The organism is Mycobacterium sp. NGS34 (assembly GCF_059812845.1).
This window is the reverse complement of sequence record NZ_JCALDM010000010.1, coordinates 1-23,023: the sequence shown is the minus strand read 5'-3', so window position 1 is coordinate 23,023 and position 23,023 is coordinate 1. Positions and strand designations below refer to the sequence as shown.

Genomic DNA, 23,023 nt, shown 5'->3' with positions numbered 1-23,023 from the left:
GCCGGTATTTAAGGAGGGAAACGTGTTCATAGGTGGAGGCTCTGAGCACGACAGCCTGCGAGTGGGCAACGCGTACGACTGGTACCCGGGCGCGGGTTCGGTCGTGACGTGGCAGCCCACGCCCGGCTGCGTCGCGAAGGCTCGGCAGGCGCCGGTGAGTCCGGTGCCGCCCAGCTCCATGCAGGCGGGTCACCTTCGCGGGTTCGTCGAGTTCGGTGAGCGCGGGCTGGATTATTCGCGAGCGATCATGGGGTCCTGGGACGTGCCCGGGCGCTGCGACATCCGCGCGATGACCTACGTCATCAACGCGCACATACGCCGCCACGCGACGTATCACAGCTGGTTCGAGTACACGGACGAGAAAGAGATCGTCCGGCACACGCTGAAGAACCCGCGCGACATCAACTTCGTCGCGAAAGAGTACGGCGTGATGACGGAGCTCGAGTGGCGTGAGCACGTGCTCGCGACGCCCGATCCGCTGCAGTGGGACTGCTTCCGGTTCGGCATCGTCCAGCACGAGGACCGCTTCGCGCTGTATGCGGTCGTCGACCACCTGCACTGCGACCCGATGTTGCTCGCCGGGCTGTACGTCGAGATCCTGATGAACTACACCGCGCTCATCGAGGGCAAGGCGCCGGTCTCGCTGCCGCCGGCGGCCAGCTACGACGACTTCTGCATGCGGGAGCACAACATCGTGTCGGGGATGACGCTGGAGTCCCCGGAGGTGCGCAAGTGGATCGAGTTCGCCGAAGCCAACGGCGGGACCCTGCCCGACTTCCCGCTGCCGCTGGGCGACCAGTCGATTCCCTGCGGCGGTGACACCCACGTGGAGCGGCTGCTGGGTCCGGATCAGACGGCCCAGTTCGAGGCGCTGTGCCGGCAGGCGGGCGCCCGGTTCAGCGGCGGCCTGTTCGCCTGCGCCGCCCTGGCTCACTACGAATTGAGCGGCGCGGAAACGTATTACGGACTCACCCCCACCGACAAGCGGAAGAGCCCGGCGGACTTCATGACGGTGGGCTGGTTCACCGGCGTGGTACCGTTCACCGTTCCCGTCGACCCGAACTCGTTCGAGGAAACGGCCCGCGCCGCGCAGGCCTCCTTCGACGCGAACATGGATCTGGCGAACGTGCCGTTCGACCGCGTGCTGGAATTGGCGCCCTGGCTACGCAAGCACGGACCCCAGTTCACCATGATGAGCTACATGGACGCGGGCCTTCCTCCCCTGTCCGGCATCGTCGCCACCGCCCTGGATGGCGTGAACGCGACCGCGTTCACCGATGGCCGCAGCCCGGCGTACATGTACTCCACGGTGTTCCGGCTGTTCGACGAGGTCTCGATCATGGTGTCCTACCCGAACAACCCGGTAGCCCGCGAATCCGTGATTCGCTACACGGAGGCCTTGAAGTCGGTGTTCGACCGGGTCGTCGCGGGCAAGCTGGCCGAGATGCCCGTTCGCGTAGCCAGGTAAGCTGCGAAGCGCTTCGTCCTCGAGCGAAGTGGAAGGCGAAGCTCCGTCGATGAAGTTTGTCTTGGCGGCCCACGGTACCCGCGGCGACATCGAGCCCGGCGCCACCGTCGGCGTCGAACTGCGGCGCAGGGGCCACGACGTCCGAATGGCGGTGCCGCCCAACCTGGTTGACTTCGTCGAGTCGGCCGGGGTGCCCGCCGTCAGCTACGGGCCGGACACGCGCGAGCAGGTGGAGGCCGTCGCCGACTTCACCCACAACGCCTTGAAGCCCCAGAACCCGGTCGACTTCATGCGCACCTTCAGGTCGCTTTTCGTCGAGGGCTGGGCGGAGATGAGCCGGACGCTCACCTCGCTGGCCGACGGGGCGGACCTGCTGCTGACGGGCCAGACGTACCACGGGGTGGTGGCGAATGTCGCTGAATACCACGACATTCCGGTGGCGGGGCTGCATCACTTCCCGGTGCGGGTCAACGGTCAGATCGGCGTTCCGTTCCTGCCGTCGCCGGCGCCGGCCGTCCGCACCACGCTGTCGGCGGGCTGGTGGCTGTATTCGCGTTTCACCAAGCCCGACGAGGACGCGCAACGCCGCGAGCTGGGTCTGCCGCGCACGACGGTTCCCGCGTGGCAGCGGATGGCCGACAACGGAACGCTCGAAATCCAGGCGTACGACCGGGCGCTCTTCCCGGGGCTCGCGGCGGAATGGGATGGCAAGCGCCCCTTCGTGGGTTCGCTGACCCTGGAGTTGGCCGCGGACACCGACGACGAGGTCGCATCCTGGATCGCGGCGGGAAAGCCGCCGATTTACTTCGGTTTTGGCAGCACGCCGGTCCGGTCCCCCGCCGAGACCGTTGCCATGATCGCCGACGCCTGCGCCGAGTTGGGCGAACGGGCGCTGATCTACTCCGGCGCCGACGGTCCGCAGCCCGCCGCGGACCGCGACCAGGTCAAGCTGGTCGGGCATGTCAACTACTCCACGATCCTGCCCACCTGCCGGGCGGCCGTGCACCACGGCGGGGCGGGCACGACGGCGGCCAGCCTGCGGGCCGGACTCCCGACGCTCATCCTGTGGGACGTGGCCGACCAGTTCATCTGGGCCACTCAGGTCAAACGGCTCAAAGTCGGTTCCGCCAAGAAACTTTCGCGCATTACCCGCAAATCGTTGGTCTCCCAGCTGCGCAAGATCCTGGCGCCGGACTGCGTCGCCCGGGCCCGCGAGATCGCACCGCAGATGTCCAAACCGGCCGTCGGCGTGGTGGCCGCCGCCGACCTGCTGGAGCAGACCGTCCGCGTCGGCGTCTGAATCGCCCGCTAGGGCTGCCGGCTGGCGGCGGCGTCGCGCCCGACGAGCGGGAACGACTTGTACCACTTGCGGTGGTGGGCGGCCCCCATCTCGCGCAGGATTCCCATCGCTGCGAACCAGCCGTGCGTCTTGCGCAACCCCAGGATCATCGCGCGGCTGGAGCCCCAGTGGTACTTCAGGCCGCCGAAGTGGACCTTCGCGGTCCGGCGCCCGAAATGGTGGACGTAGGCCATTTCCGTCGTATACACACCGAATCCGGCTTTCCGTGCCCGCAGCGCCAGGTCGAGATCGAGCCCCCAGCCGTAGCGCCCGAAGGTGTCGAGGTCCATTCCCCCGATGGCGTCCCAGCATTCCCGCGACATCGCCAGCGCCGTCCCCTCGATGGCGGGCACCACCCGATACCGCGGTCGCGGAACGTAACTCGCGGCGTCCGGTATCCCCTCGAGGACCGCGTAGGGGAACCCGATGTTGAACAGCGGCCCCACCATCCCGACGTCCGCGGGCAGGCGCGGGTCGAGCAACGCGGCAACGAAACCCCGGGAGAGCCGGGTGTCGTTGTTGAGCGTCATGGCGTGGGAGTAGCCCTCCGCGAACGCAGTTCGGAATCCGAACTCGCTGCCGCCGGCCCACCCCAGGTTCTTGCCCGGCGTGGCCACGCGTTCGTTGCCGATCTTGGGGTAGTCGCCGCGATTGTCGACGATCAGGTAGTCGGCGCCCTCGCGCTCCAAATCGGCTATCAGCGCGTGTGTGTACTCGTGCTGCCCGTAAACCGGCACGGTGATCAGTAGGGACACCACCGGAGCGTACCCCGGGCCGCGCGACCCCGCGGGGCGTTCCGACATCAGCCGAAAACCTCGCGTCGGGCGGCTTTTTCCAGCAGATCGGCGGCGCCGGCGACGCTCTCGGCGGGCTTCGTCATTCGCGCGGCGACCTCGCGCGCCCGGCTGACGTACGCGGGCGCAAGGACCGCGCGGAGGTCGGTGACCAGCGTTTTGCGGGTGGTGCTGGAGAAGCGACGGGCCGAGCCGACATTCAGCTGCTTTATCTGGGCCGCCCAGATCGGCTGATCGGAGGTGATCCAGAGGATCAGCGTGGGGACGCCCGCGCGCAACCCGGCGGCCGTCGTGCCCGAGCCGCCGTGGTGCACGACGGCGCGGCAGGTCGGAAAGATCGCGGCGTGATTGACCGCCGCGACGACCTTCACATGGTCGAAATCGGGAACGCCGCCGTCGCGCGCCCGCGAGCAGATCAGGGCCCGTTCGCCCAGGTCCGCGCAGGCCCCGCCGATCATGGTGACGAGATCCGCGAGCGACCCGACGGGCATGCTGCCGAACCCGAAATAGATCGGCGGCGTTCCGGCGGTGATCCACGACGCGACCTCGTCGTCGGCGTCGGTCGGCGACTCCATGGTCAACGCACCGACGAACGGCCGCCGGGCACCCCATTCCGCGGCCAGCCCGGGAAAGCAGAGCTCGTCGTACGCCTGGATCTCCAACGCTCGGTGTTGTGACATGCGTTGCGGCGCAGGGCAAGTAGCGTTGGGCAAACCCAAATCCCGGCGCTGCGCGTCCTCGGCGCCCCGGGTGAACCGCCAGTACGCCCAGTCGAGGGTTTTCATCGCCGAGCGCACCAGCGGCGCGGGCAATCGCGCGGGAAACGCCACCTGGCCGTTGGGCCGCATCGGGTAGAAGTGCAACGCGGCCAACGGAATGTCATAGCGCTCAGCCACATTGGCGGCGATTTCCTGATAGAGCTGGCCGGTCAGCAGCAGGTCGACCCCGTCCGCGAGCGGCTTGAGCGCGGCACCCAGCTCCTCGTAGCCCGCCCGGACCGGCTCCATGGCCTCGCGCGCCAACTTGACCGGATTCTGGATCTTCCACGAGTTGTGCAGGAAGTCCTCGTCCAGCTGCTGCTGGGAATCCCGTTGCCCGTAGGCGACGGCGGGCAGCCCGGCCGACTCGACGAAGCCAATCAGGTTGGGCGGCACCGCCACCCGCACGTCGTGCCCGCGGCGCTGCAGCTCCCGGCCGATGGCGGCGCACGGCTCGATATCGCCGCGAGTTCCGTAGCTCGCCAACGCAAACTTCATGACGGAGTCGGGCCCATCAATCCTTGACGAAGTGGTAGACGCGGTAGGAGAACCCCCCGGCGCGGCGCAGGTCCCAGTCCATCACCCCGACGCCGTACCGGATCAGGGAGTTCATGAAGCCGGGCAGGCGGTCGCTGATCTGCTGCTGGGTCCGCTGCGTGTTGGCGTTCAGCCCGCGCTTGGCCTCCGCGTCGACGTCCCGTTCGGAGACCTTCCGCAGCGGCGCGTTGGCCAGCGCCGCCTCCCACTCGGCGACGACGGGCGCGCGGCGGGAATCGGTGTACAGGAAATGCCCGCCGGGCCGCAGCACGCGGGCCACCTCCTCGAGGAAACGAGTGAAGTGGGGGTACTGGTGGGAGGCCTCGACGTTGACCACCGCGTCGAACGAGCCGTCGGGGAAGGGCAGGTTTTCCGCATCGCCCTGCACGAAATCCAGGCCGGGCAGCTGATGGCGTTCCCGGCACTTGTCGATGCTGGCGGGGTTGAGGTCCAGCCCCGTGTAGGAGGCCGGCCCGAGGTTTCGCACGATGTAGGAGGCGCCCCCGCCGGCCCCGCAACTGACCTCCAGCACCTTCTTGCCGGTGAGATCGGTCTGCGCGGCGGTCACGTGATAGAGCTGGATGCAGTACCGGTTGGGTTCGTCGGACGCCGCCAACGGCAGGCCCATCGGCGGATCCTCTTCGTAGCCGAAGTTGAAGAAGACGACGTCGTCGCCGACCTGGCGGGTGCCAAGGGGCAGAAAGTACTTCGTGGTGAGCTTGCCGACCAGTGGATTGGATTGCAGGCGGTATTTGAGAGCCACGGGGAGAGTGTTGCACGGATCCGCGGCGCTACACGCCGAATAGCCGCCTTGGGGACTCCACGGACCGCAATTGTGGGCCTGACCAGCGTGTTCACCATCAAGATCACAGCAATGTCACGGTCGCCGCGTAGATCTTGATTACCCCACGCGAGTGTGTGCCGGATTGTAGGGTGGGTTGGGTGTCGAGCCGGACTGGCACGGGCGAGGCAGCCAAGCCTGGGGGAATCTTCGACCGCATAGGCGACATCGTCGTGCGGTGGCCCCTGCTTGTCATCGCCGCCTGGATCGGGTTCGCGGTCACCCTGGCGCTGGTCTTTCCCCCGCTGCCGGTGCAGGCAAGCAAACGGGAACCGAAGGCCCTGCCGGACAACGCCCCGACGGTGGTCGTCAACCAGGAGATGGCCAAGGCCTTCGCCATGCCCGGCGCCCCCAAAGCCCCCGGAGACGGCAAGAAGGCCCCGGACGCCGCCGGGGAGGCGGGCGGCGACAATCCGCTGGGCGGCGGCGGGTCCCTGCTGATGATCCTGCTCAGCGACGAGAACGGCATCACACCCGCCGACGAGGCGGTCTACGCCAAGCTGGTGGACAAGCTGCGCCAGGACAAGGCCGACAAGCTGACGGTGCAGGACTTCCTGACCAACCCCCAGATGCGCGAGGTCCTGGCGAGCAAGGACGGCAAGGCGTTCATCCTGCCGATCTCGTTCCCCGGCGCGGGCACCGCGCCGTCGACGATCGCGGCCTACCACCACGTCAAAGAAATCGCCAAAGAGGTCACCGCGGGAACTTCGCTGACGGCCCACGTCAGCGGACCGCTGGCCACGATCGCCGACGCGACCGAAATGGCGCTGGAAGACGCCCATTTCATTGAGATCGGCACCGTGGTCTCGGTGCTGCTCATTCTCTTCATGATCTACCGCAACATCGTCACCATGCTGGTGCCGCTGATCAACATCGGTGCCTCCATCGGAACGTCGCAGGGCGTGCTGTCCGGGCTGAGCGAGATCGGGCTGCCGTTCGCCCTGCAGACCCTCGTGCTGATGACCGCGGTGATGGTCGGGGCGGGGACGGACTATGCCGTCTTCCTGATCAGCCGATATCACGACTATGTACGAAAGGGCCACACGTCCGACAAATCGGTCAAGATGGCGCTGATGTCGATCGGCAAGGTGATCGCCGCGTCGGCGGCCACCGTCGCGGTCGCGTTCCTCGCGATGGTCTTCACCAAGCTGGAAGTGTTCTCGACTGTCGGTCCGGCGATTTCGATTTCGGTCATCGTCGCATTCCTGTGTGCGGTCACCCTGTTGCCCGCGCTGTTGGTGCTCGCCGGGCGTCGTGGCTGGATCAAGCCCCGGCGCGACCTGACCACCCGGATGTGGCGGATCATGGGGACGCGCGTCGTGCGCCGGCCCCGCATCCACCTGGTCGGAAGCCTCATCGTGCTCATCGGCCTGGCCAGTTGCACGGCCGTGATGCGCTTCAACTACGACGACCTCAAGACGATGCCGGCGTCCGTGGACAGCTCCAAGGGCTATGACGTGATGAATCGCCATTTCCCGGCGAACGCGCTGACGCCCATGGTGCTGTTCATCAAATCGCCATCCCACGACTTGAGGACACCGGCCGCCCTCGCCGACCTGGAGCAGATGGCCGCCCGGGTGAGCCAGCTGCCCGACATCACGATGGTCCGCGGCTTGACCCGGCCCAACGGCGAACCGCTGGAGCAGACCAAGATCTCGTTCCAGGCCGGTGAGGTCGGCAACAAGCTCGATGACGGATCCCGCCAGATCACCGAGCACGGGAGCGACCTGGACCGGCTGGTCAACGGCTCCAACCAGTTGGCCGACGCCCTGGCGATGCTGCGCGATCAGGTCAGTGGCGCCCTGACCAGCCTCGGCCCGGCGGTCTCGGCGCTGACGGCGATGGAGCAGATGGCGGGCGGCGATAGCACCATCGCCGCGCTCGACCAGGGCGCCGCCCTGACCGGGCGGATGAAGACGCTCGGCGACAACCTCAACATGTCCACCATGAACACCGAAAACATCGCCGCGTGGGCCGCCCCCATGTTGAACGCCCTGAACAACAGCCCGGATTGCAACGCCGACCCGGGCTGCGTGAGCTCACGTTCGGGGTTGGCCGCGATGGTGCAGGCAAACAACGACGGCACCCTCAACTCGATCAAGATCATGGCCCACAACCTGCAAGCGGCCGGTAAAACACAGACGGTCGGGCAGACGCTGAATACCGCCCAGCAAACGCTGTCGCAGGCCTCTGCGGCCATGAAGACGATCAGGGACCTGCAGTCCACCATGGCCAACGCGCAACAGGGCGCCAACGCGCTGGCCGACGGCAGCCGCGCAATCGCCGGTGGGGTGAAACAACTCGTCGATTCGACCCGACAGATCGGCAGCGGCCTCAACGAGGCGTCGCAGTTCCTGCTGAGCATGAAGCACGACACCGACAACAAGCCGTCGATGTCCGGCTTCAACATCCCGCCGCAGATCCTGACGAGGGACGAGTTCAAGCAGGGCGCCGCGATCTTCCTTTCCCCCGACGGGCACGCGGCGCGGTACCTGATCCAGAGCGGGCTCAACCCGTTCTCCACCGACGCCATGGATCAGATCCCGAAGATCATCAAGGCCGCGCAGTCCGCGCAGCCCAACACCGAACTGTCGGACGCCACGGTGCAGGTGGCGGGCGTGCCGAGCGGGCTTGCCGACACGCGTGACTATTACAACAACGACATCGGCTACATCGTCTTCGCCACGATTATGATCGTGTTCCTGATTCTGGTCGGTTTGCTGCGGGCGGTCGTCGCGCCGCTGTACCTGATCGGCTCGGTGCTGCTGTCCTACCTGTCGGCAATGGGCTTGGGCGTCTTGGTGTTCCAGCTGCTGCTCGGGCAGAACCTGCACTGGAGCCTGCCCGGGCTGTCGTTCATCCTGCTCGTCGCGGTCGGCGCGGACTACAACATGCTGCTCATCTCGCGCATCCGCGACGAGTCCCCGCACGGCGTGCGGGTCGGCGTCATTCGCACCGTCGGTTCGACCGGGGGCGTGATCACCTCGGCCGGCCTGATCTTTGCCGCCTCGATGTTCGGGTTGATGAGCGCCAGCATCTACACCATGGCCGAGGCCGGCTTCATCCTCGGGATGGGCATCCTGATCGACACGTTCCTGGTGCGCTCGATCACGGTGCCGGCCATGGCCGCGCTGATCGGCCAAAAGAACTGGTGGCCTTCACACCTCGGCAAGACCCCCGCCCAGGTTTACGCGGCCCACCAGAAGAAGCAGCACCAGCTCAACCAGCTGACCGACCAGCTGGTGAAGATGAAGGTGATTCCCAGCCCGGCCGCGTTGGGCCCGGCGGCTGCTTCCCCGCCGGCGAACGGGGCCCATGAACCGTGGATTCCCGACGACCTGCTCGTTCGGCTGAAACTCGTTCCGCCCGGACACAAGCCGCGCAGCAAGTCGCGCCGGACCCGGCCGGCCGGCGTTGCCAAGACGCCGCCGGGCGCCACCAAGAACGGGAAACGGTCCAAGCGCCAACGCATTTCCAACCACGCGCTTCCGCTGTTCGACCTCAGCGGCCTGTCCGGTCAACTGACCGACGACCTCCGCGATTCGGCGCCGGACTACGCCCCGGCCCCCAACGGAAACGGCAACGGCAAGCACAAGGGCGACCGCTACCTGGGTCACTCGCTGCCGCTGTTCGGCCAGGACTCCCTGTCGCCGCGACCAATCACCGTCGGCGCCAACGGGAATGGGCATTCGAACGGCAACGGACACGGCGAACAATCAGCCGACGAAGACCTCGGCAATCCGCTGCCGCTGTTCGGGACGAGCGCCCCGTCGCAGCAGGCCGGCAACGGCAACGGGCACGGCAAGTACCCACCGCCCTAGCGTCGGGAATCTGCGAAATCTTCGTCCAAATTGACGTTGGCGCGAAGAAGTGCGAGTGAACTACACGCTGGCGTCGATCTCGGCGTTCAAATAATTCAGCCGTCCAACCGGACGAACTCGTCCTGGCGGTACAGCTCGACGCACTGCGATCGCCTGATCTTGCCGCTGGTGGTGATGGGGATCGAACCCGGTGACACCAGAACGAGGTCCGCCACCTTCAGCCCATGCGACTTCGAAATCGCCGACGTGACTTCGCGTTTGACGCCGCGCAGCTTGTCCGCGGCCTCCTCCTCGGAGCCGCCGCGCTTCTTCATCTCGATGATCGCCACCAGCTTCTCGACGCCCTTGTCGGGCACCGCGATCGCCGCGCAACGTCCCGCGGTGATCTCCTGGATGGTCGCCTCGATGTCGTCGGGGGAATGGTTGCGCCCGTAGACGATCAACAGGTCCTTGATCCGGCCGATGATGAACATCTCGCCGGCGGAGAAGAAGCCCGAGTCACCGGTTCGCAGCCACGGGCCTTCGGGTGTGCCCGGCGACGGCTCGACAATCTTCGCGCCGAAGGTGCGCTCGGTCTCTTCGGGCTTCTGCCAATACCCGGCGGCGACGTTCTCGCCGTGCACCCAGATCTCGCCGACCGTCCCCTCCGGGCACTCGCGACCGGTGTCCGGGTCGACGATGCGGTGCAGCATCGACTTGGGGTCGCCGTAGCTGACCAGCGGTGTGCCGCTTCCGGTTTCACACCGCACCGCCTCGCCGCCGGGCAGCTTCTCGGAATCGAAGTAACCGATCTCGGGCGGATCGCCCACCTGGCGCGTCGACATGTACACCGTGGCCTCCGCCATGCCGTAGCAGGGCCGCAGCGCCCGGGGGTCGAAGTTGAAGGGCGCGAACCGGTCCGTGAATCGCTTGAGGGTGGCCGGCTGCACCCGTTCGCTGCCGTTGAGGATCGTGTGAACGACGCCGAGGTCGTGCCCGACCATGTCCTCGTCGGAGGTCTTGCGCACCGCGAGCTCGTAGGCGAAGTTCGGCCCGGCCGAGATCGAGCAGTCGTTCTGGGCCATCATGTGCAACCAGCGGGCCGGTCGCTGCAAAAAGCCCACCGGGCTGGACAGCACCGTCGGTACACCGGCCAGGATCGGCATGATGATCCCCAGCAGCAGCCCCATGTCGTGGTAGAGCGGCAGCCAGGTCACCACCGTCATGCCGGGGGGCGCCACCCCACCCTCGGGCGCGAAGAAGTCGCTCATGATCTGCTCGAAGTTGGCGAAGACGTTCTTGCTGGAGACCATGACACCCGCGGGCGTGCGGGTGGATCCTGACGTGTACTGCAGGTAGATGAAGTCCGATCCGTCGTTGGCGCCGGGCCGGGGCCGCGGGCCGGTGGGCCGCTGCCGAGTCTCGAGGTCCAGCAAATCGAGTTCGACGATCGTGGGCGCGGATTGCCCCTGCTGCGACTGCACGGACGCGGCGACGTTGTCGATGACCCCGGACGTCGTCAGGACGACGGCGGGCGAGGTGTCGGCCAGCACCGAGATGGTGCGTTCGTCGTGCGCACCGCCATAGGGAACCGAGAGCGGAACCGCGACCAGCCCGGCCTGCAGGGCGCCGAGGAAACCCAGGATGTAATCGAGTCCATTGGGGGCGAGGATGAGCGCCCGATCGCCGGTCGACGCGCCGACCCTCAGCTGTTCGCCCAGGTTGACAACGCGCTTGTACAGCTGCGCCCACGTCAGGGTGTGCGCGACGCCGTCCCAATCCTGCTCGTAGTCAAGGTATGTGAACGCTGCGTCGTTGGGCTGCAGGCTCGCGCGTTCGCGCAGCACAGCGGGTATGGATGACTGAACCACGGACAACACACTACCTTCGTCGAAAGCGTTTCCGGCCCGGAACGGCCAGGTTACAACCGCACGGCCCCGCGGCCGCCCCCGGTCTCCCCCGCGCGCAAAGCGCCCCGCCCCTGCTGGCAAATAAACTACCGTGTACGCGGTGGACAATCGACTCGCACACATGGACCAGGCGTCTTTCCTCGGTCTGCGGGCGCTTGGCTACGGGGCGCACGTCCAGTTCAACTGGATTTACAACCGCCCCGCAAACATTGACGGATTGCGCCGCTTCCACCGAAATCTCGGATACGGGTTGCTGGGGCGGCTGGTCGAGCCGTCGCCGCTGCCGTTCGCGCGCGACCGATGGGTCGTCTCCCGGGGACCCGAGGACATCGAGATCGCCGAAACACCGCGCTCCCGTGCGGATCTGAACGCCTGGCTGCACGAGCGGGCGTGCCTGCCCCTGGATCCCGAATGCGGGCCCGGCTGGCATGTCGGGGTCCTCCCCCTCGACGACGGGGGGACCGCGGTCTGCCTGACGACGTCGCACACCCTCGTCGACGGGCTCGGGATCCTGCAGGCGATCTCCGACGCGGCGGCCGGGCGAACCCGCCACCTGGGCTATCCCCGGCCCGGTTCGCGCGGCCGCGGGCGCGCGGCGCTACGCGACGCCCGGCAAACGATCGCGTCGGCCCCGGAGCTGGCGCGAGCGGTGGCGGCCACGGTGCGCATCGCACGGCACCGGCGCAAGGACGTCGTCGCCTCGATGACATCCGCACCGCCGTCGCCGCGCCGGGCCGCCCACGATCGGCCCGTCGTGGTGCCGTACCTGACGGCCTATGTCGACGTGGCGCGCTGGGATGCGTGCGCGAAAGGCATTGGCGGGAACAGCTTCACGCTGCTGGCGGGATTCGCGGGCCGGCTCGGCGCGCGGATGGGCCGCACCTGCGACGACGGAACGGTCACGCTGGCGTTCCCCGTCAGCGACCGCACCGAGGACGACACCCGGGGCAATGCGGTGGTGTTCCCCACCGTTTCCGTGGACCCGGCACACCTGTCCTCCGATCTCGGGGAGGTCCGTCTCAAGTTCAAGCAGGCGTTCGCCGACCTGACGGAGATCACCGAGGAGCTGCTGGGGCCGCTGCCGCTCGCGGCGCTGGCTCCCAAATGGGCCGCGCGCCGCGCGGCGGGAATGGGATTGGGCGCCGCCAGCCTTCCCGTCGGCTGCTCCAACGTCGGGGACCTGCCCCCGGCGACGAACCGCCCGGACGGGACCGACGCCGACTACGCCTGCGGGAGGCTGATCGAACCGGGCATCAACCGGCGCGCGCTCGAGCGCATGGGTGGCCAGCTGTTCGTCGCGTCGGGGCGGGTCCACGGAAAAATCTTCCTCGCGGTCAACGCCTACCTCGCCGGTCGGACGAACTCCCAAGCCGCGCTGCGCGAGGACGTCTCACGCACGTTCGACGAATTCGGCCTCACCGCGGAAATCCACGGCTAGCGCCCGCGCGCGGGGGAACTCGCGAAAAGTGGCCTGCGCCAAGGTCTTCAGATGGTGCGCCCGCTGCGGCCCGAAGGCCGCGATCTCCACGACCAGCGCCAGCCACGCGGGAAACCACCACAGCCGCGCCAGGATTCGGATCGAGCGGGGCGACGCCGGATCGACGGCCAGCCAACTCAGAATGCGCAGCTGATCGAGCACGTAGCCGCGGGACGCCATCAGGTGCGTGGTTTCGGTCCCCTTCATGTGGCTGCGCACCGACAGTTCGCGGGGCACAAAGCAAACGGTCGACCGCAGCATCAGGCGCAACCAGAAATCCACGTCGACGAGCTGGTAGATGTCGGTGCGCAGGCCCCCCGCGTCGAGCGCCAGCTGGCGGCGAAACATCACACAGGTCGGTTCGCCCACCCAGTTTTCCTTCGCGCCGCGCAGCGCGACCTGGCGCACCAGCGAGGGCCCGTCGTTGCGTTCGCGCAGGTTGCGGAAGCGTGAGTGCATCTTGCCGTATCGGCGCTGCCACCGCTCGTCGTCGCCCACCACCTGCCGGGGCGCGAACGCGAGCCCGACCGCCGGGTCCTCGAAGCACCGCGCCAGCGTCGCCAGGGCGCCGGGCAGCAGCCAGTCGTCGCCGTGCACGAACTGGACGCACGTGCCCCGCGCCAGCTCCAGGCATTTGTTGTGGTTCCCGTTGAGGCCGAGGCGGGGTTGGTTCTTGACCAGCCGGTCCCCGGGCCGCAGCAGCGCGGCGGCGACGGCGGCGCCGTCGTCCGACGAGTCGTCGTCAGCCACGATGATCTCGAAGTCGACGCCCTCCTGGTCCAGGACGCTGCGCAGGCAACGCTCGATGGTGGCGCCGTTGTTGTACATCGGCACACACACCGAGACCAGCGGATTCACCGATTTCACGTCATCGGCAACACGCTCAGAGGGCGGCAATACCCTGCATCAAAAATGTGACCCCGGTGCCGCCGAGGATGACCTGAGCGATCTGCGCACGATACGTCCGCAGCCAGTGCTGAATCCGCAGCATCACCGCTTCGGTTTTGGCCGGGACCACCAGGTAGCTCACCAGGGGGATCTCGATCACGGCCAGCACCATGAGGGTGAAGATGATGAATGCGCTGAACTGCGTGGTCATAGACGTCCCGGATGCCATGATGAAGGCCAGCACCACCACGCCTTCGTAGGGCGGAAACGACGTTATGACGCCGACCGCGAACGCCGGCCACAGGGAATCGCCGTCCAGCATGGCGTGCGTGCGGGCCCCCATCCGCGCGAATCGGCTCTGCGGGCGCTCCTCCTCCACGAGGACCGCGGTGTTGCCGCCGCCCACCGCTGCCTGCCCCGCAACGACCCGTGTCGCCGCCTTTGTTCGGGCGATCATGACGGCCAATCCAACCAGCGAGACCACACCAACGGTGATCATGAGACGGGGGCCCTCGAGGATGAAGGTCCCCGACCTGAGCTCCCCGACGGCGGTTACCAGGTTTCGGATCGCTACCAGCGCGACGTCCCGCATCAGCAGCAGCACTGCCACCGAGATAGCAATGCCCGCTGCGATGCCACCCAGCCAGAACGCGGCAAGATTCAGCATGGGTTTCCGCCGGGCCAGCATCACCACGGCGAGCCCCAGCCGCACGGGGTCAATCGCCATTCCCAACCCGGCTACCACCACTATCGCCCACATCAGTTGGGACGCTACCTTGCCGCGGCGTATCTCGTGGCGTTACTGGCGAATTCATTCGTTGAGCGACCGATCGGCGCGCCGACGCCGGCCTGACCAAAGCTACCTGGGACTTCATGTCATCCGAGGAGATGTCGCCCTTGTTGCGCTGCCCCAGATGGTTCAATTAGGGGCCATGGCGGCCATACCCGTGCCCGTTCCGCCATCTCACGGGTATCCGACGCCGGAAATTAGGAGGGCGGCATGAGAGCGCTGATCTGCGGCATCTCAGGCCAGGACGGCGCGTACCTGGCGCGCCTGCTGCTCGACAAGGGCTACGAGGTGTGGGGCACATCACGCGACGCACAGATCGGCGGATTCGCGAATCTCGCGTGGCTCGGCATCCGGGACCGCGTGCACCTGGAGTCCATGGCAGCGAATGATTTTCGCAGCGTGCTGAACGTGCTGCGCAGAACCGCTCCCCAAGAGGTCTACAACATGGCCGGGCAGAGCTCAGTGGGCCTTTCCTTCGAGCAGCCGGTGGAGACGCTCGAAAGCATCGCCGCGGGGACGCTAAATCTGCTTGAGGCGATACGTTTTCTCGACGAGCCGATCCGCTTCTACAACGCCGGATCTAGTGAGTGCTTCGGGGATACGGGAGGCCGCGCAGCGAAAGAAGACACGCCCTTTCACCCCCGTAGCCCCTATGCGGTGGCGAAGGCGACGGCGCATTGGCTCGTTGCCAATTACCGCGACGCATACGGGCTGCACGCGAGCACCGGCGTGCTGTTCAACCACGAATCCCCCTTGCGCCCTGAACGTTTCGTGACCAAGAAGATCGTCGCGGCGGCGGTGCGCATCGCTAAAGGTGAACGCTCGCGTCTGACGCTGGGCAACGTTCGTATCAAACGAGATTGGGGGTGGGCGCCGGAATACGTGGACGCAATGTGGCGCATACTGCAGCAGCCCACCGGGTCGGACTTCGTGATCGCCACTGGCGAGAGCCACACGCTCGAAGACTTTGCCCAGACGGCTTTCGCCCAGGTCGGGCTCGACTGGCGCGAGCATACGGACCTTTCCGAGGCCCTGATGCGGCCAACGGATCTTGCGGAAGGGCTTGGCGATGCCTCCCGAGCCCGCGAAATCCTCGGCTGGTCTCCGACGTACCGGATGCCGGATGTCGTCAAGGCGATGGTAGAGGCCGAGTGGGCTTTGAGTGAGCACCTGTGAGGGTCGCGTTCGACCACCAGATCTTCTCTATCCAGCGGTACGGAGGCATCTCGCGCTATTTCTTCGAGCTGGCGCGCCGACTACCCGCCCACGGCGTGTCGGAGGTGTCCATCGTGGCTCCGTTACACGTCAACGAATACCTGACGGCCGATTCCGCCCGCAGCTTCACGCGTGGCAGGTACGTGCCTGACTCCTTCAAAGACACCGCGCGTGTTGTCGGCGTCGTGAACAAGTTCGCCGCTCCGATCGCATTGCGGAAGGCAAACCCCGACATCCTGCACGAGACCTATTACGCCACCAAACCTGTTGGCAGGGCGCGCCGGCGCGTCGTGACGGTCTACGACATGATCCACGAGCTGTTCTCCGACGAGTTCCCCGATGCCGCGCAGGCGACCGCCGCCAAGCGAGCGGCCGTCAATCGCGCCGACCACGTGATCTGCATTTCCGAAAACACCCGCGCGGATCTGGTACGCCTCTTCGGCATCGACCCGTCGCGCACGAGCGTTGTCCACCTGGGCTATTCGGTGGACGTGGAGTCGCCCGGCGAGCACGAACACACCGACCGGCCGTCGCTTCTCTACGTGGGAAATCGCTACGGCTACAAGAACTTCACGGCGCTGCTGCAGGCGTTCGCAAGCTCTCCCACACTGCGGGAATTCGACCTCGTCGCGTTCGGCGGAAGGCCTGTCGCGCCCGAAGAGGTCGAAGAGGTCGAAAGACTCGGTGTTTCCGACCGGGTGCGGTTCGAATCCGGGTCCGACCGTGAGCTCGTCGCTCGCTACCGGTCGGCTACCGCGTTCGTCTATCCGTCCAAGTACGAGGGGTTCGGGATTCCTCCGCTCGAAGCCATGAGTTACGGATGCCCGGTCGTGTGCAGCGATTCGGGCCCGATCCCGGAGGTGGTTGGGGACGCCGGCGCGTACTTCGATCCCAACAGCGTCGAGGACTTGCGGGAAAACCTGGAGCGCGTCGTGACAAGTGACGAATTGCAGGCGGATCTGCGGGCGCGCGGCCACGCCCGGCTGGAAGCGTTCTCGTGGGACGACTGCGCGGCGGCGACTGCGGAAATCTATCGCGACGTGCTGTAAGCCGCCTTCGAAACGCGGCTCCCGAGCGACGTTCTAGTCCTTGACGGCCGCCATCAGGCGCTCGTGGTCAGCCATGACTCGAGAAGCGAGGGCGCGCCGCGGCAACCAGTGCAGAACACCTGAAACACGCGGCGACATCAGGAGACGCAAGGCCAGCGGGTTGATTTTGGCTCGTGTCCAGATGTGATATGCCCCCGAGCTGTACAGCCGCATGCCGAAGCGCTGCCCGATCAGCTCGAGCGTGCGCTTCTGATAGAAGCTGATGTGCTGCCCCGTGGCGAAGCAGTAGTACCACCACTCATCAGGTGCGGGAGGCTCCCCAGCAAACAGTTCGGTGGAAAAGATGATCGTATCGGTACCCGAGCTGGTCAGGATCTCATCGACGAAGGCCACCGGGTCCGGTAGGTGCTCCATGACTTCGAAGGCCGTGACCGCGGTGTAAGGCGAGTCCGCTCCCTCGACCATCTCGAAGCCCCTCGCGACCAGGTTGGGGCTGTATTTGTCCGCCCAGTAATAGTCGAAGCCGATGTCCCTCATCAGACGGGTGAAGATGCCGTAGCCCCCGGCGGCGTCGAGGAAGCGACCACGGTGGTCGAACAGGAAAAACAAGACCAGCGAAGTCACTCGCGCAAGGTCGAGGTTGCGCACGAGAATCCCCGTGTCCGCGGAGGCCACGGGGCTGTCATAGGCCTCGTCCAGCCAGTAGGGCTCTTCGGTCTGCAGAGCGCCGCAGCCGGCGCAATAGTAGTAATTGCAATCATGCTTGCCGAGCACCTTGTGATCGAACGCGATCTTGGCAGGGGAATCGCAAATTCGGCACCGCACGTGCATACCCTCCCTCCCGGCCCGACGACGATCGATCGTCTCCATAATCTATCCAACCGGGCGGTCGTTCGTCGCACGTTTGCCCGGACGAATACGCAGCTGTAGCACCAACTAGCGGTGCGTTCGGCCTCTAATATGAAGCGACGGCAGTGCCTGCCCGTGGCGTCGGAGTAGGGTCAGTAGGCCCCACGATCCATGAGATTCGGGGAGGGGTCTGGATCGACAGAGGTGAGAAATTGGTGAAGCGAGCGCTCATAACTGGAATAACGGGACAGGACGGCTCCTACCTCGCCGAACTGTTGCTCAGCAAAGGCTACGAGGTTCACGGGCTGATACGTCGAGCCTCCACGTTCAACACCTCACGGATCGATCACCTCTACGTCGATCCGCACGACCCCGACGCTCGGTTGTTCCTGCACTACGGGGACCTCATCGACGGAACCCGCCTGGTCACGTTGCTCAGCACCATCGAACCCGACGAGGTGTACAACCTCGCGGCGCAGTCGCACGTGCGCGTCAGTTTCGACGAACCCGTGCATACCGGCGACACCACCGGCATGGGATCCATGCGACTGCTCGAAGCCGTCCGGCTTTCCAAGGTGCACTGCCGCTTCTACCAGGCGTCCTCGTCGGAGATGTTCGGCGCGTCGCCGCCACCCCAGAACGAGCTGACGCCGTTCTATCCGCGCTCGCCGTACGGTGCGGCAAAGGTCTACTCGTACTGGGCAACTCGCAATTACCGGGAAGCGTACGGATTGTTCGCCGTCAACGGCATCTTGTTCAACCACGAATCCCCAAGGCGTGGTGAAACATTCGTCACCCGAAAGATCACCCGGGCCGCGGCCCGCATCAAGGCGGGCGTTCAGTCCGAGCTGTTCATGGGCAATTTGGATGCGGTCCGCGACTGGGGGTACGCGCCGGAGTACGTCGAAGGCATGTGGCGGATGCTGCAGGCGCCCGAGCCGGACGACTTCGTTCTCGCGACGGGACGCGGCTACACGGTGCGGGAGTTCGCCCAGGCGGCATTCGAGCATGCCGGCCTGGATTGGGAGAAGCACATCAAGTTCGACGAGCGCTACCTGCGCCCCACCGAGGTGGATGCGCTCATCGGCGATGCGTCGAAGGCGGCCGAAACGCTTGGTTGGACGGCATCGGTTCACACCGGCGACCTGGCCAGGCTCATGGTCGACGCCGACATCGCGGCGCTGGAATGCGAGGGCAAGCCGTGGATCGACAAGCCGACGCTCGCCGGTCGGACATGAGCGCGGACGCACCAATCGGCGAACTCGACCGCGGGATTCCGGTATTTATCGCGGGACACCGCGGGCTGGTCGGGTCCGCCCTGCTGCGACACTTCCAGGCAGCGGGATTCACCAATCTCCTGGTGCGATCCCGCGCCGAAGTCGACCTGACGGATCGCGCCGCGACCTTCGACTTCATCCTCGAATCACGGCCCCAGGTAGTCATCGACGCCGCGGCGAGGGTCGGCGGCATCATGGCGAACAACACCTATCCCGCCGACTTCCTGTCGGAGAACCTCCAGATTCAGGTCAACCTGCTCGACGCTGCCGTGGCCGCGCGCGTGCCGCGGCTGCTGTTCCTCGGATCGTCTTGCATATACCCGAAATACAGCCCGCAACCCATCACCGAGAGCGCGCTGCTGACCGGGCCGCTGGAGCCGACGAACGACGCCTACGCGATCGCCAAGATCGCCGGCATCCTGCAGGTGCAGGCGGTCAGGCGCCAATACGGCCTGCCGTGGATCTCGGCGATGCCCACCAACTTGTATGGACCCAGCGACAATTTCTCGCCATCCGGGTCGCATCTGCTGCCGGCGCTCATCCAAAGGTATGAAGAGGCCAAAGCCGGTGGCGCACCGGAGGTGACGAACTGGGGCACCGGAACCCCCCGGCGTGAGTTGTTGCACGTCGACGACCTCGCGAGCGCGTGTCTGTACCTGCTGGAACACTTCGACGGGCCGACTCAGGTCAACGTGGGTACCGGCGTGGACCACACCATCAGCGAGATCGCCGACATGGTCGCCACGGCGGTGGGTTACACCGGCGAAACCCGCTGGGACCCAACCAAGCCCGACGGAACACCACGGAAGCTGCTCGACGTTTCGGTTTTGCGGGACACGGGATGGCAGCCGGCGATCGCACTGCGCGACGGCATCGAGGCAACGGTCGCGTGGTATCGCGAGAACGCAGCCACGGTAAGGAAATGACTGCGGCACGACAGTTTTCGATCGTTGTCCCGACCTTCAACGTGGCGACGACGCTGCCGGCCTGCCTCGCCAGCATCACTTCCCAGACCTGCGACGACTACGAGCTTGTGCTGGTCGACGGCGGCTCGACGGACGGAACTCCCGACATCGCGAGCGGCTACTCCCCCAGCCTCGACGGGCGTCTGGTAATTCATAGCGGTCCCGATCAGGGCCCCTACGACGCCATGAACCGCGGCGTCGAGTTGGCCTCGGGCGCTTGGCTACTCTTCCTGGGCGCCGACGACACCCTGCACGAGACGGACACCCTGGCGCGGGTGGCCGCGTTCATCGGTGAGCACGAGCACAGTGACCTGGTGTACGGCGACGTGATCCTGCGCTCGAAGTCGTCGCGCTATGCCGGCGCATTCGACCTGGATCGTCTGCTATTCGAGCAGAACATCTGCCATCAGGCGATCTTCTACCGCCGCGAACTATTCGCCGGCATCGGGCCCTATAACCTGCGCTACCCGCTCTGGGCCGACTGGGACTTCAATATCCGCTGCTTCTCCAATCCGGCGCTGGTCACCCGGTACATGGACATCGTCGTCGCGGACTACAACGACCTGTCCGGGCTGAGCAAGCGCGAGGACGACGAGTTCAAGAAGTTGCTGCCGAGGTTCATCGGGGCATCGGCCAAGGAGATGATTCGCCGAAAACTGCCCTCGAGGCGAAAAGTGGTCGGCCGCTGACGTATTCGCGCTACGGCGCGCGACGCCGCGCAAGGCGATTGCGGGCACGCCGGGTCGCCCTTGCGACGAGGAGCTTGAGCGCGGCGGCCGCGTTGGTCAGGAAATAAGGCAGAACCGTTAAGTGGGCTTGCCAGAGCCGTGCGTCCAGCTCGTCTTTGTCCGAGCTCGCCAGAACGGTCGCCGGATGGGTCAGTGGCAGGTCAAGCTCCTCGGCGCCCAGCGAAGAGTAAACGGTCTCCCCCTGCGTGTGGGTCGCCTCGGCGTGGTCCATGCCGATATTTCGCACCAGGTTTCGGGCGGGAGCGGCGCAAAGGCCTGCGTTCGCCCATATGCTGTAGACCCATTGATAGTCCCAGGTGTCGATCTTGCCGTCATAAACGCTCTGGAAGGCGGACTCCCAGCGGTAGCGCTCGCTCTGCGCCGGAAGGTACTGGTCGAAGAGCTTCCTGTCCCTGATCTCGGGCCAGTGCGTCATGTGGGGGTCGTGCTTCGCCCAGGCTCGCCGCCAGGTGGCCCAGCCCCACAGATGCGGATATCTCGAGAAGTAGTAGCTCTCCGCGGTCTCGGCGCGTCCGAGTAGGTGGTTGTTCCCGGAGACCATCATGACCCGCTCGTCGCCCTCGTAGCGATCGAGCAACTCGGCGCAGTAGTCGAAGAACGATGCGGAGGGCATGCAGTCGTCCTCGACGATGATCGCCTTTTCGACGAGTTCGAAGGCCCAGGTTATGCCGGTGTAGACCCGGCGGCCGCAGCCCAGGTTCGTTTCCGAGAAGTTCCTGTGGACTTCGCAGTCCCAGTCGACTCCGTCGATGATTGCGCGCGTCGCCGCGCACTTCTCCGCCTCGCCGGGCCGATCAGCCCTGGGGCCGTCGGCGATCACCAGCAGCTGCCGCGGCTTGGCGGCTCTGATCGTCTCGAAGACCTGCCTCGTGGTGTCCGGCCGGTTGAAGATGATGAAGATGACCGGAAGCGTCGTTGTCACAGCCCCATCCTTGCGGCGACTCCGGGACGCGTCAGCCAAATGCGGATTATTTCCCCGGGAAGGCGCCCGTCCTCGAAACGAGTGCTGACCCTACAGAAGTCGCCGAGGCGCCGTCCCGGACCCCGACCCGATCGGCATCCTGTCAGGAATGTCCCCGGTAGGCTCCGACGCACCATGACAGAGAAATTTGGATCACTCAGGCGGCCGCTGCGAGCGTCGAGAACGATGGTGGCGGACGCAGTGGACAGGGCGAGATTGATCAAGGGGGTGCGCTCCTACTCCCAGGAAGGTGAGGACCGGATTCTCGACCGGCTGTTGGCGTCGGCGCCAAAGGGCTTTTACGTCGACGTCGGCGCCCACCATCCCATACGGTTCTCCAACACCTTTCTGTTTTATCGCCGCGGATGGCGCGGTGTGAACATCGACGCCATGCCCGGCTCGATGCGCCTGTTCGACAAGTACCGCCCCCGCGACACGAACATCGAGGCCGGCATCGGGCTTGAGACGGCCACGATTCCGTTTTATGTGTTCAACGAGCCCGCGCTCAACTCGTTCGATCGAGAGCTGTCGGAGAGCCGCGACGTCGGTCCGTACAGGATCGAAAAGATCATCGATGTTCACGTGTCGCCGCTCGAAGAAGTGCTGCGCGGTCGATTGCCTCGCGAGACTTTACCGTCCTTCTTGACCGTCGACGTCGAAGGCAGGGATCTAGAGGCCCTTAGATCCAACGATTGGTCGACCTTTCGACCGACCTACGTTCTCGCGGAAAGCGTTGGGACGACCATGGAGGAAGTGATGCAGGGGCCCGTTGCGTCATTCATGGCGTCCGTCGGTTACCACCCCATCGCCAAGACCGCCAACACGGTCTTCTATCAGCTCGAGGACTAGCCCAAGCCGGCCTTGAAATGCTCGATGGTCCGCGCGACCCCCTCCTCGAAGGATAGCCGTGGGCGCCAGCCGAGCGCGGATTCGGCGAGGCCGATGTCCGGCTTGCGCCTGCGCGGGTCGTCCGGCCGCGGCGGCAAAAACACTGTGTCCGAAGGGGATCCGGTCATCTCCTTGATGACGCCGGCGACCTCGACGATAGTGAATTCGGCCGGGCTACCCAGGTTGACGGGTCCGGTGAACGAGGGGTCGCTCGTGGCCATCCGCACCAGCCCGTCGACGAGGTCGTCGACGTAGCAGAAGCAACGGGTCTGGGTGCCGTCCCCGAAAATCGTGATCGGTTCGCCCCGCAGCGCCTGGACGATGAAGGTGGAGATGATCCGGCCATCCTCGGGGTCCATCCTGGGACCGTAGGTGTTGAAGACGCGCACGACCTTGATTCGGACGCCGTAGCGGCGCGCGTACTCGAGCATCAGTGTCTCCGCGACCCGCTTGCCCTCCTCGTAGCAG

General features: G+C 66.0%; 19 protein-coding genes. 10 read left to right on the top strand and 9 right to left on the bottom strand.

Features of this window, described 5'->3' with window-relative positions:
• Positions 1–22: 22 nt before the first annotated feature.
• Positions 23–1,468 carry a condensation domain-containing protein gene (locus tag AC5Y7V_RS22485; protein WP_499882235.1) on the top strand — a complete coding sequence of 482 codons (1,446 nt, stop codon included), beginning with the start codon at positions 23–25 and terminating at the stop codon, positions 1,466–1,468.
• A 49-nt stretch (positions 1,469–1,517) separates the two neighbouring features.
• The gene (locus AC5Y7V_RS22480) at positions 1,518–2,768 is read left to right on the top strand and encodes a glycosyltransferase (protein ID WP_499882234.1); all 1,251 of its coding nucleotides are present in this window, start codon (positions 1,518–1,520) and stop codon (positions 2,766–2,768) included.
• 8 nt (positions 2,769–2,776) lie between these two features.
• Here AC5Y7V_RS22480 and AC5Y7V_RS22475 read toward each other — a convergent pair whose 3' ends face one another.
• From AC5Y7V_RS22475 to AC5Y7V_RS22465, 3 genes are read right to left on the bottom strand one after another with little or no spacing between them, the layout of a single operon-like run.
• A complete protein-coding gene (locus tag AC5Y7V_RS22475; protein ID WP_499882233.1) occupies positions 2,777–3,610 on the bottom strand; it encodes a glycosyltransferase family protein in 834 nt (277 codons plus the stop codon).
• The gene (locus tag AC5Y7V_RS22470; protein ID WP_499882232.1) at positions 3,610–4,857 is read right to left on the bottom strand and encodes a glycosyltransferase; all 1,248 of its coding nucleotides are present in this window, start codon (positions 4,855–4,857) and stop codon (positions 3,610–3,612) included. The genes AC5Y7V_RS22475 and AC5Y7V_RS22470 overlap by 1 nt, the downstream gene beginning before the upstream one ends.
• A gap of 16 nt (positions 4,858–4,873) precedes the next feature.
• A complete protein-coding gene (locus AC5Y7V_RS22465; RefSeq protein WP_499882351.1) occupies positions 4,874–5,626 on the bottom strand; it encodes a phthiotriol/phenolphthiotriol dimycocerosates methyltransferase in 753 nt (250 codons plus the stop codon).
• Positions 5,627–5,838: 212 nt separating this feature from the next.
• On the opposite strand from AC5Y7V_RS22465, the gene AC5Y7V_RS22460 reads away from it, so the two are divergent.
• The gene (locus AC5Y7V_RS22460) at positions 5,839–9,558 is read left to right on the top strand and encodes an MMPL/RND family transporter (protein WP_499882231.1); all 3,720 of its coding nucleotides are present in this window, start codon (positions 5,839–5,841) and stop codon (positions 9,556–9,558) included.
• Between the two features lie 95 nt (positions 9,559–9,653).
• On the opposite strand, the gene AC5Y7V_RS22455 is transcribed toward AC5Y7V_RS22460, so the two are convergent.
• Entirely contained in the window at positions 9,654–11,408 is a 1,755-nt protein-coding gene (locus AC5Y7V_RS22455; RefSeq protein ID WP_499882230.1) for an AMP-binding protein, read from the bottom strand.
• Positions 11,409–11,547: 139 nt separating this feature from the next.
• Here AC5Y7V_RS22455 and AC5Y7V_RS22450 point away from each other — a divergent pair, with 139 nt between their 5' ends.
• Positions 11,548–12,885, top strand: a complete 1,338-nt coding sequence (locus AC5Y7V_RS22450) for a hypothetical protein (RefSeq protein ID WP_499882229.1) — start codon at positions 11,548–11,550, stop codon at positions 12,883–12,885.
• Here AC5Y7V_RS22450 and AC5Y7V_RS22445 read toward each other — a convergent pair.
• Entirely contained in the window at positions 12,838–13,791 is a 954-nt protein-coding gene (locus tag AC5Y7V_RS22445) for a glycosyltransferase family 2 protein (protein ID WP_499882228.1), read from the bottom strand. The genes AC5Y7V_RS22450 and AC5Y7V_RS22445 overlap by 48 nt on opposite strands.
• Positions 13,792–13,807: 16 nt before the next feature.
• Positions 13,808–14,560: a GAP family protein gene (locus AC5Y7V_RS22440; RefSeq protein WP_499882227.1), complete on the bottom strand. Its 753-nt coding sequence runs from the start codon at positions 14,558–14,560 to the stop codon at positions 13,808–13,810.
• Positions 14,561–14,812: 252 nt separating this feature from the next.
• Here AC5Y7V_RS22440 and AC5Y7V_RS22435 point away from each other — a divergent pair, with 252 nt between their 5' ends.
• Positions 14,813–15,778, top strand: coding sequence for a GDP-mannose 4,6-dehydratase (locus AC5Y7V_RS22435; protein WP_499882226.1), 966 nt, complete (start codon positions 14,813–14,815; stop codon positions 15,776–15,778).
• Positions 15,775–16,866 (top strand): glycosyltransferase family 4 protein, encoded by a 1,092-nt coding sequence (locus tag AC5Y7V_RS22430; RefSeq protein WP_499882225.1) that lies wholly within the window; start codon positions 15,775–15,777, stop codon positions 16,864–16,866. The genes AC5Y7V_RS22435 and AC5Y7V_RS22430 overlap by 4 nt, the downstream gene beginning before the upstream one ends.
• A gap of 33 nt (positions 16,867–16,899) precedes the next feature.
• Here the strand turns inward: AC5Y7V_RS22430 and AC5Y7V_RS22425 are convergent, their stop codons facing one another.
• A complete protein-coding gene (locus AC5Y7V_RS22425; protein WP_499882224.1) occupies positions 16,900–17,736 on the bottom strand; it encodes a class I SAM-dependent methyltransferase in 837 nt (278 codons plus the stop codon).
• A 194-nt stretch (positions 17,737–17,930) separates the two neighbouring features.
• Between AC5Y7V_RS22425 and gmd the strand changes: the two genes are divergently transcribed.
• The 3 genes from gmd to AC5Y7V_RS22410 are packed head-to-tail and all read left to right on the top strand — an operon-like array spanning position 17,931 to position 20,646.
• Complete coding sequence (gmd, locus tag AC5Y7V_RS22420; protein WP_499882223.1) at positions 17,931–18,953, top strand: GDP-mannose 4,6-dehydratase; 1,023 nt, start codon at positions 17,931–17,933, stop codon at positions 18,951–18,953.
• Complete coding sequence (locus AC5Y7V_RS22415; protein ID WP_499882222.1) at positions 18,950–19,918, top strand: GDP-L-fucose synthase family protein; 969 nt, start codon at positions 18,950–18,952, stop codon at positions 19,916–19,918. The genes gmd and AC5Y7V_RS22415 overlap by 4 nt, the downstream gene beginning before the upstream one ends.
• Positions 19,915–20,646 carry a glycosyltransferase family 2 protein gene (locus tag AC5Y7V_RS22410; protein WP_499882221.1) on the top strand — a complete coding sequence of 244 codons (732 nt, stop codon included), beginning with the start codon at positions 19,915–19,917 and terminating at the stop codon, positions 20,644–20,646. Before AC5Y7V_RS22415 ends, AC5Y7V_RS22410 begins: the two co-directional genes overlap by 4 nt.
• Positions 20,647–20,656: 10 nt before the next feature.
• On the opposite strand, the gene AC5Y7V_RS22405 is transcribed toward AC5Y7V_RS22410, so the two are convergent.
• Positions 20,657–21,628, bottom strand: coding sequence for a methyltransferase type 11 (locus AC5Y7V_RS22405; RefSeq protein WP_499882220.1), 972 nt, complete (start codon positions 21,626–21,628; stop codon positions 20,657–20,659).
• A 225-nt stretch (positions 21,629–21,853) separates the two neighbouring features.
• On the opposite strand from AC5Y7V_RS22405, the gene AC5Y7V_RS22400 reads away from it, so the two are divergent.
• On the top strand, positions 21,854–22,516 hold the full coding sequence (locus AC5Y7V_RS22400) for an FkbM family methyltransferase (protein WP_499882219.1): 663 nt from the start codon (positions 21,854–21,856) through the stop codon (positions 22,514–22,516).
• Here the strand turns inward: AC5Y7V_RS22400 and AC5Y7V_RS22395 are convergent.
• On the bottom strand, positions 22,513–23,023 hold a 511-nt coding region (locus AC5Y7V_RS22395; RefSeq protein WP_499882218.1), incomplete at its 5' end, for an NAD-dependent epimerase/dehydratase family protein. The two genes, AC5Y7V_RS22400 and AC5Y7V_RS22395, sit on opposite strands and share 4 nt — an antisense overlap.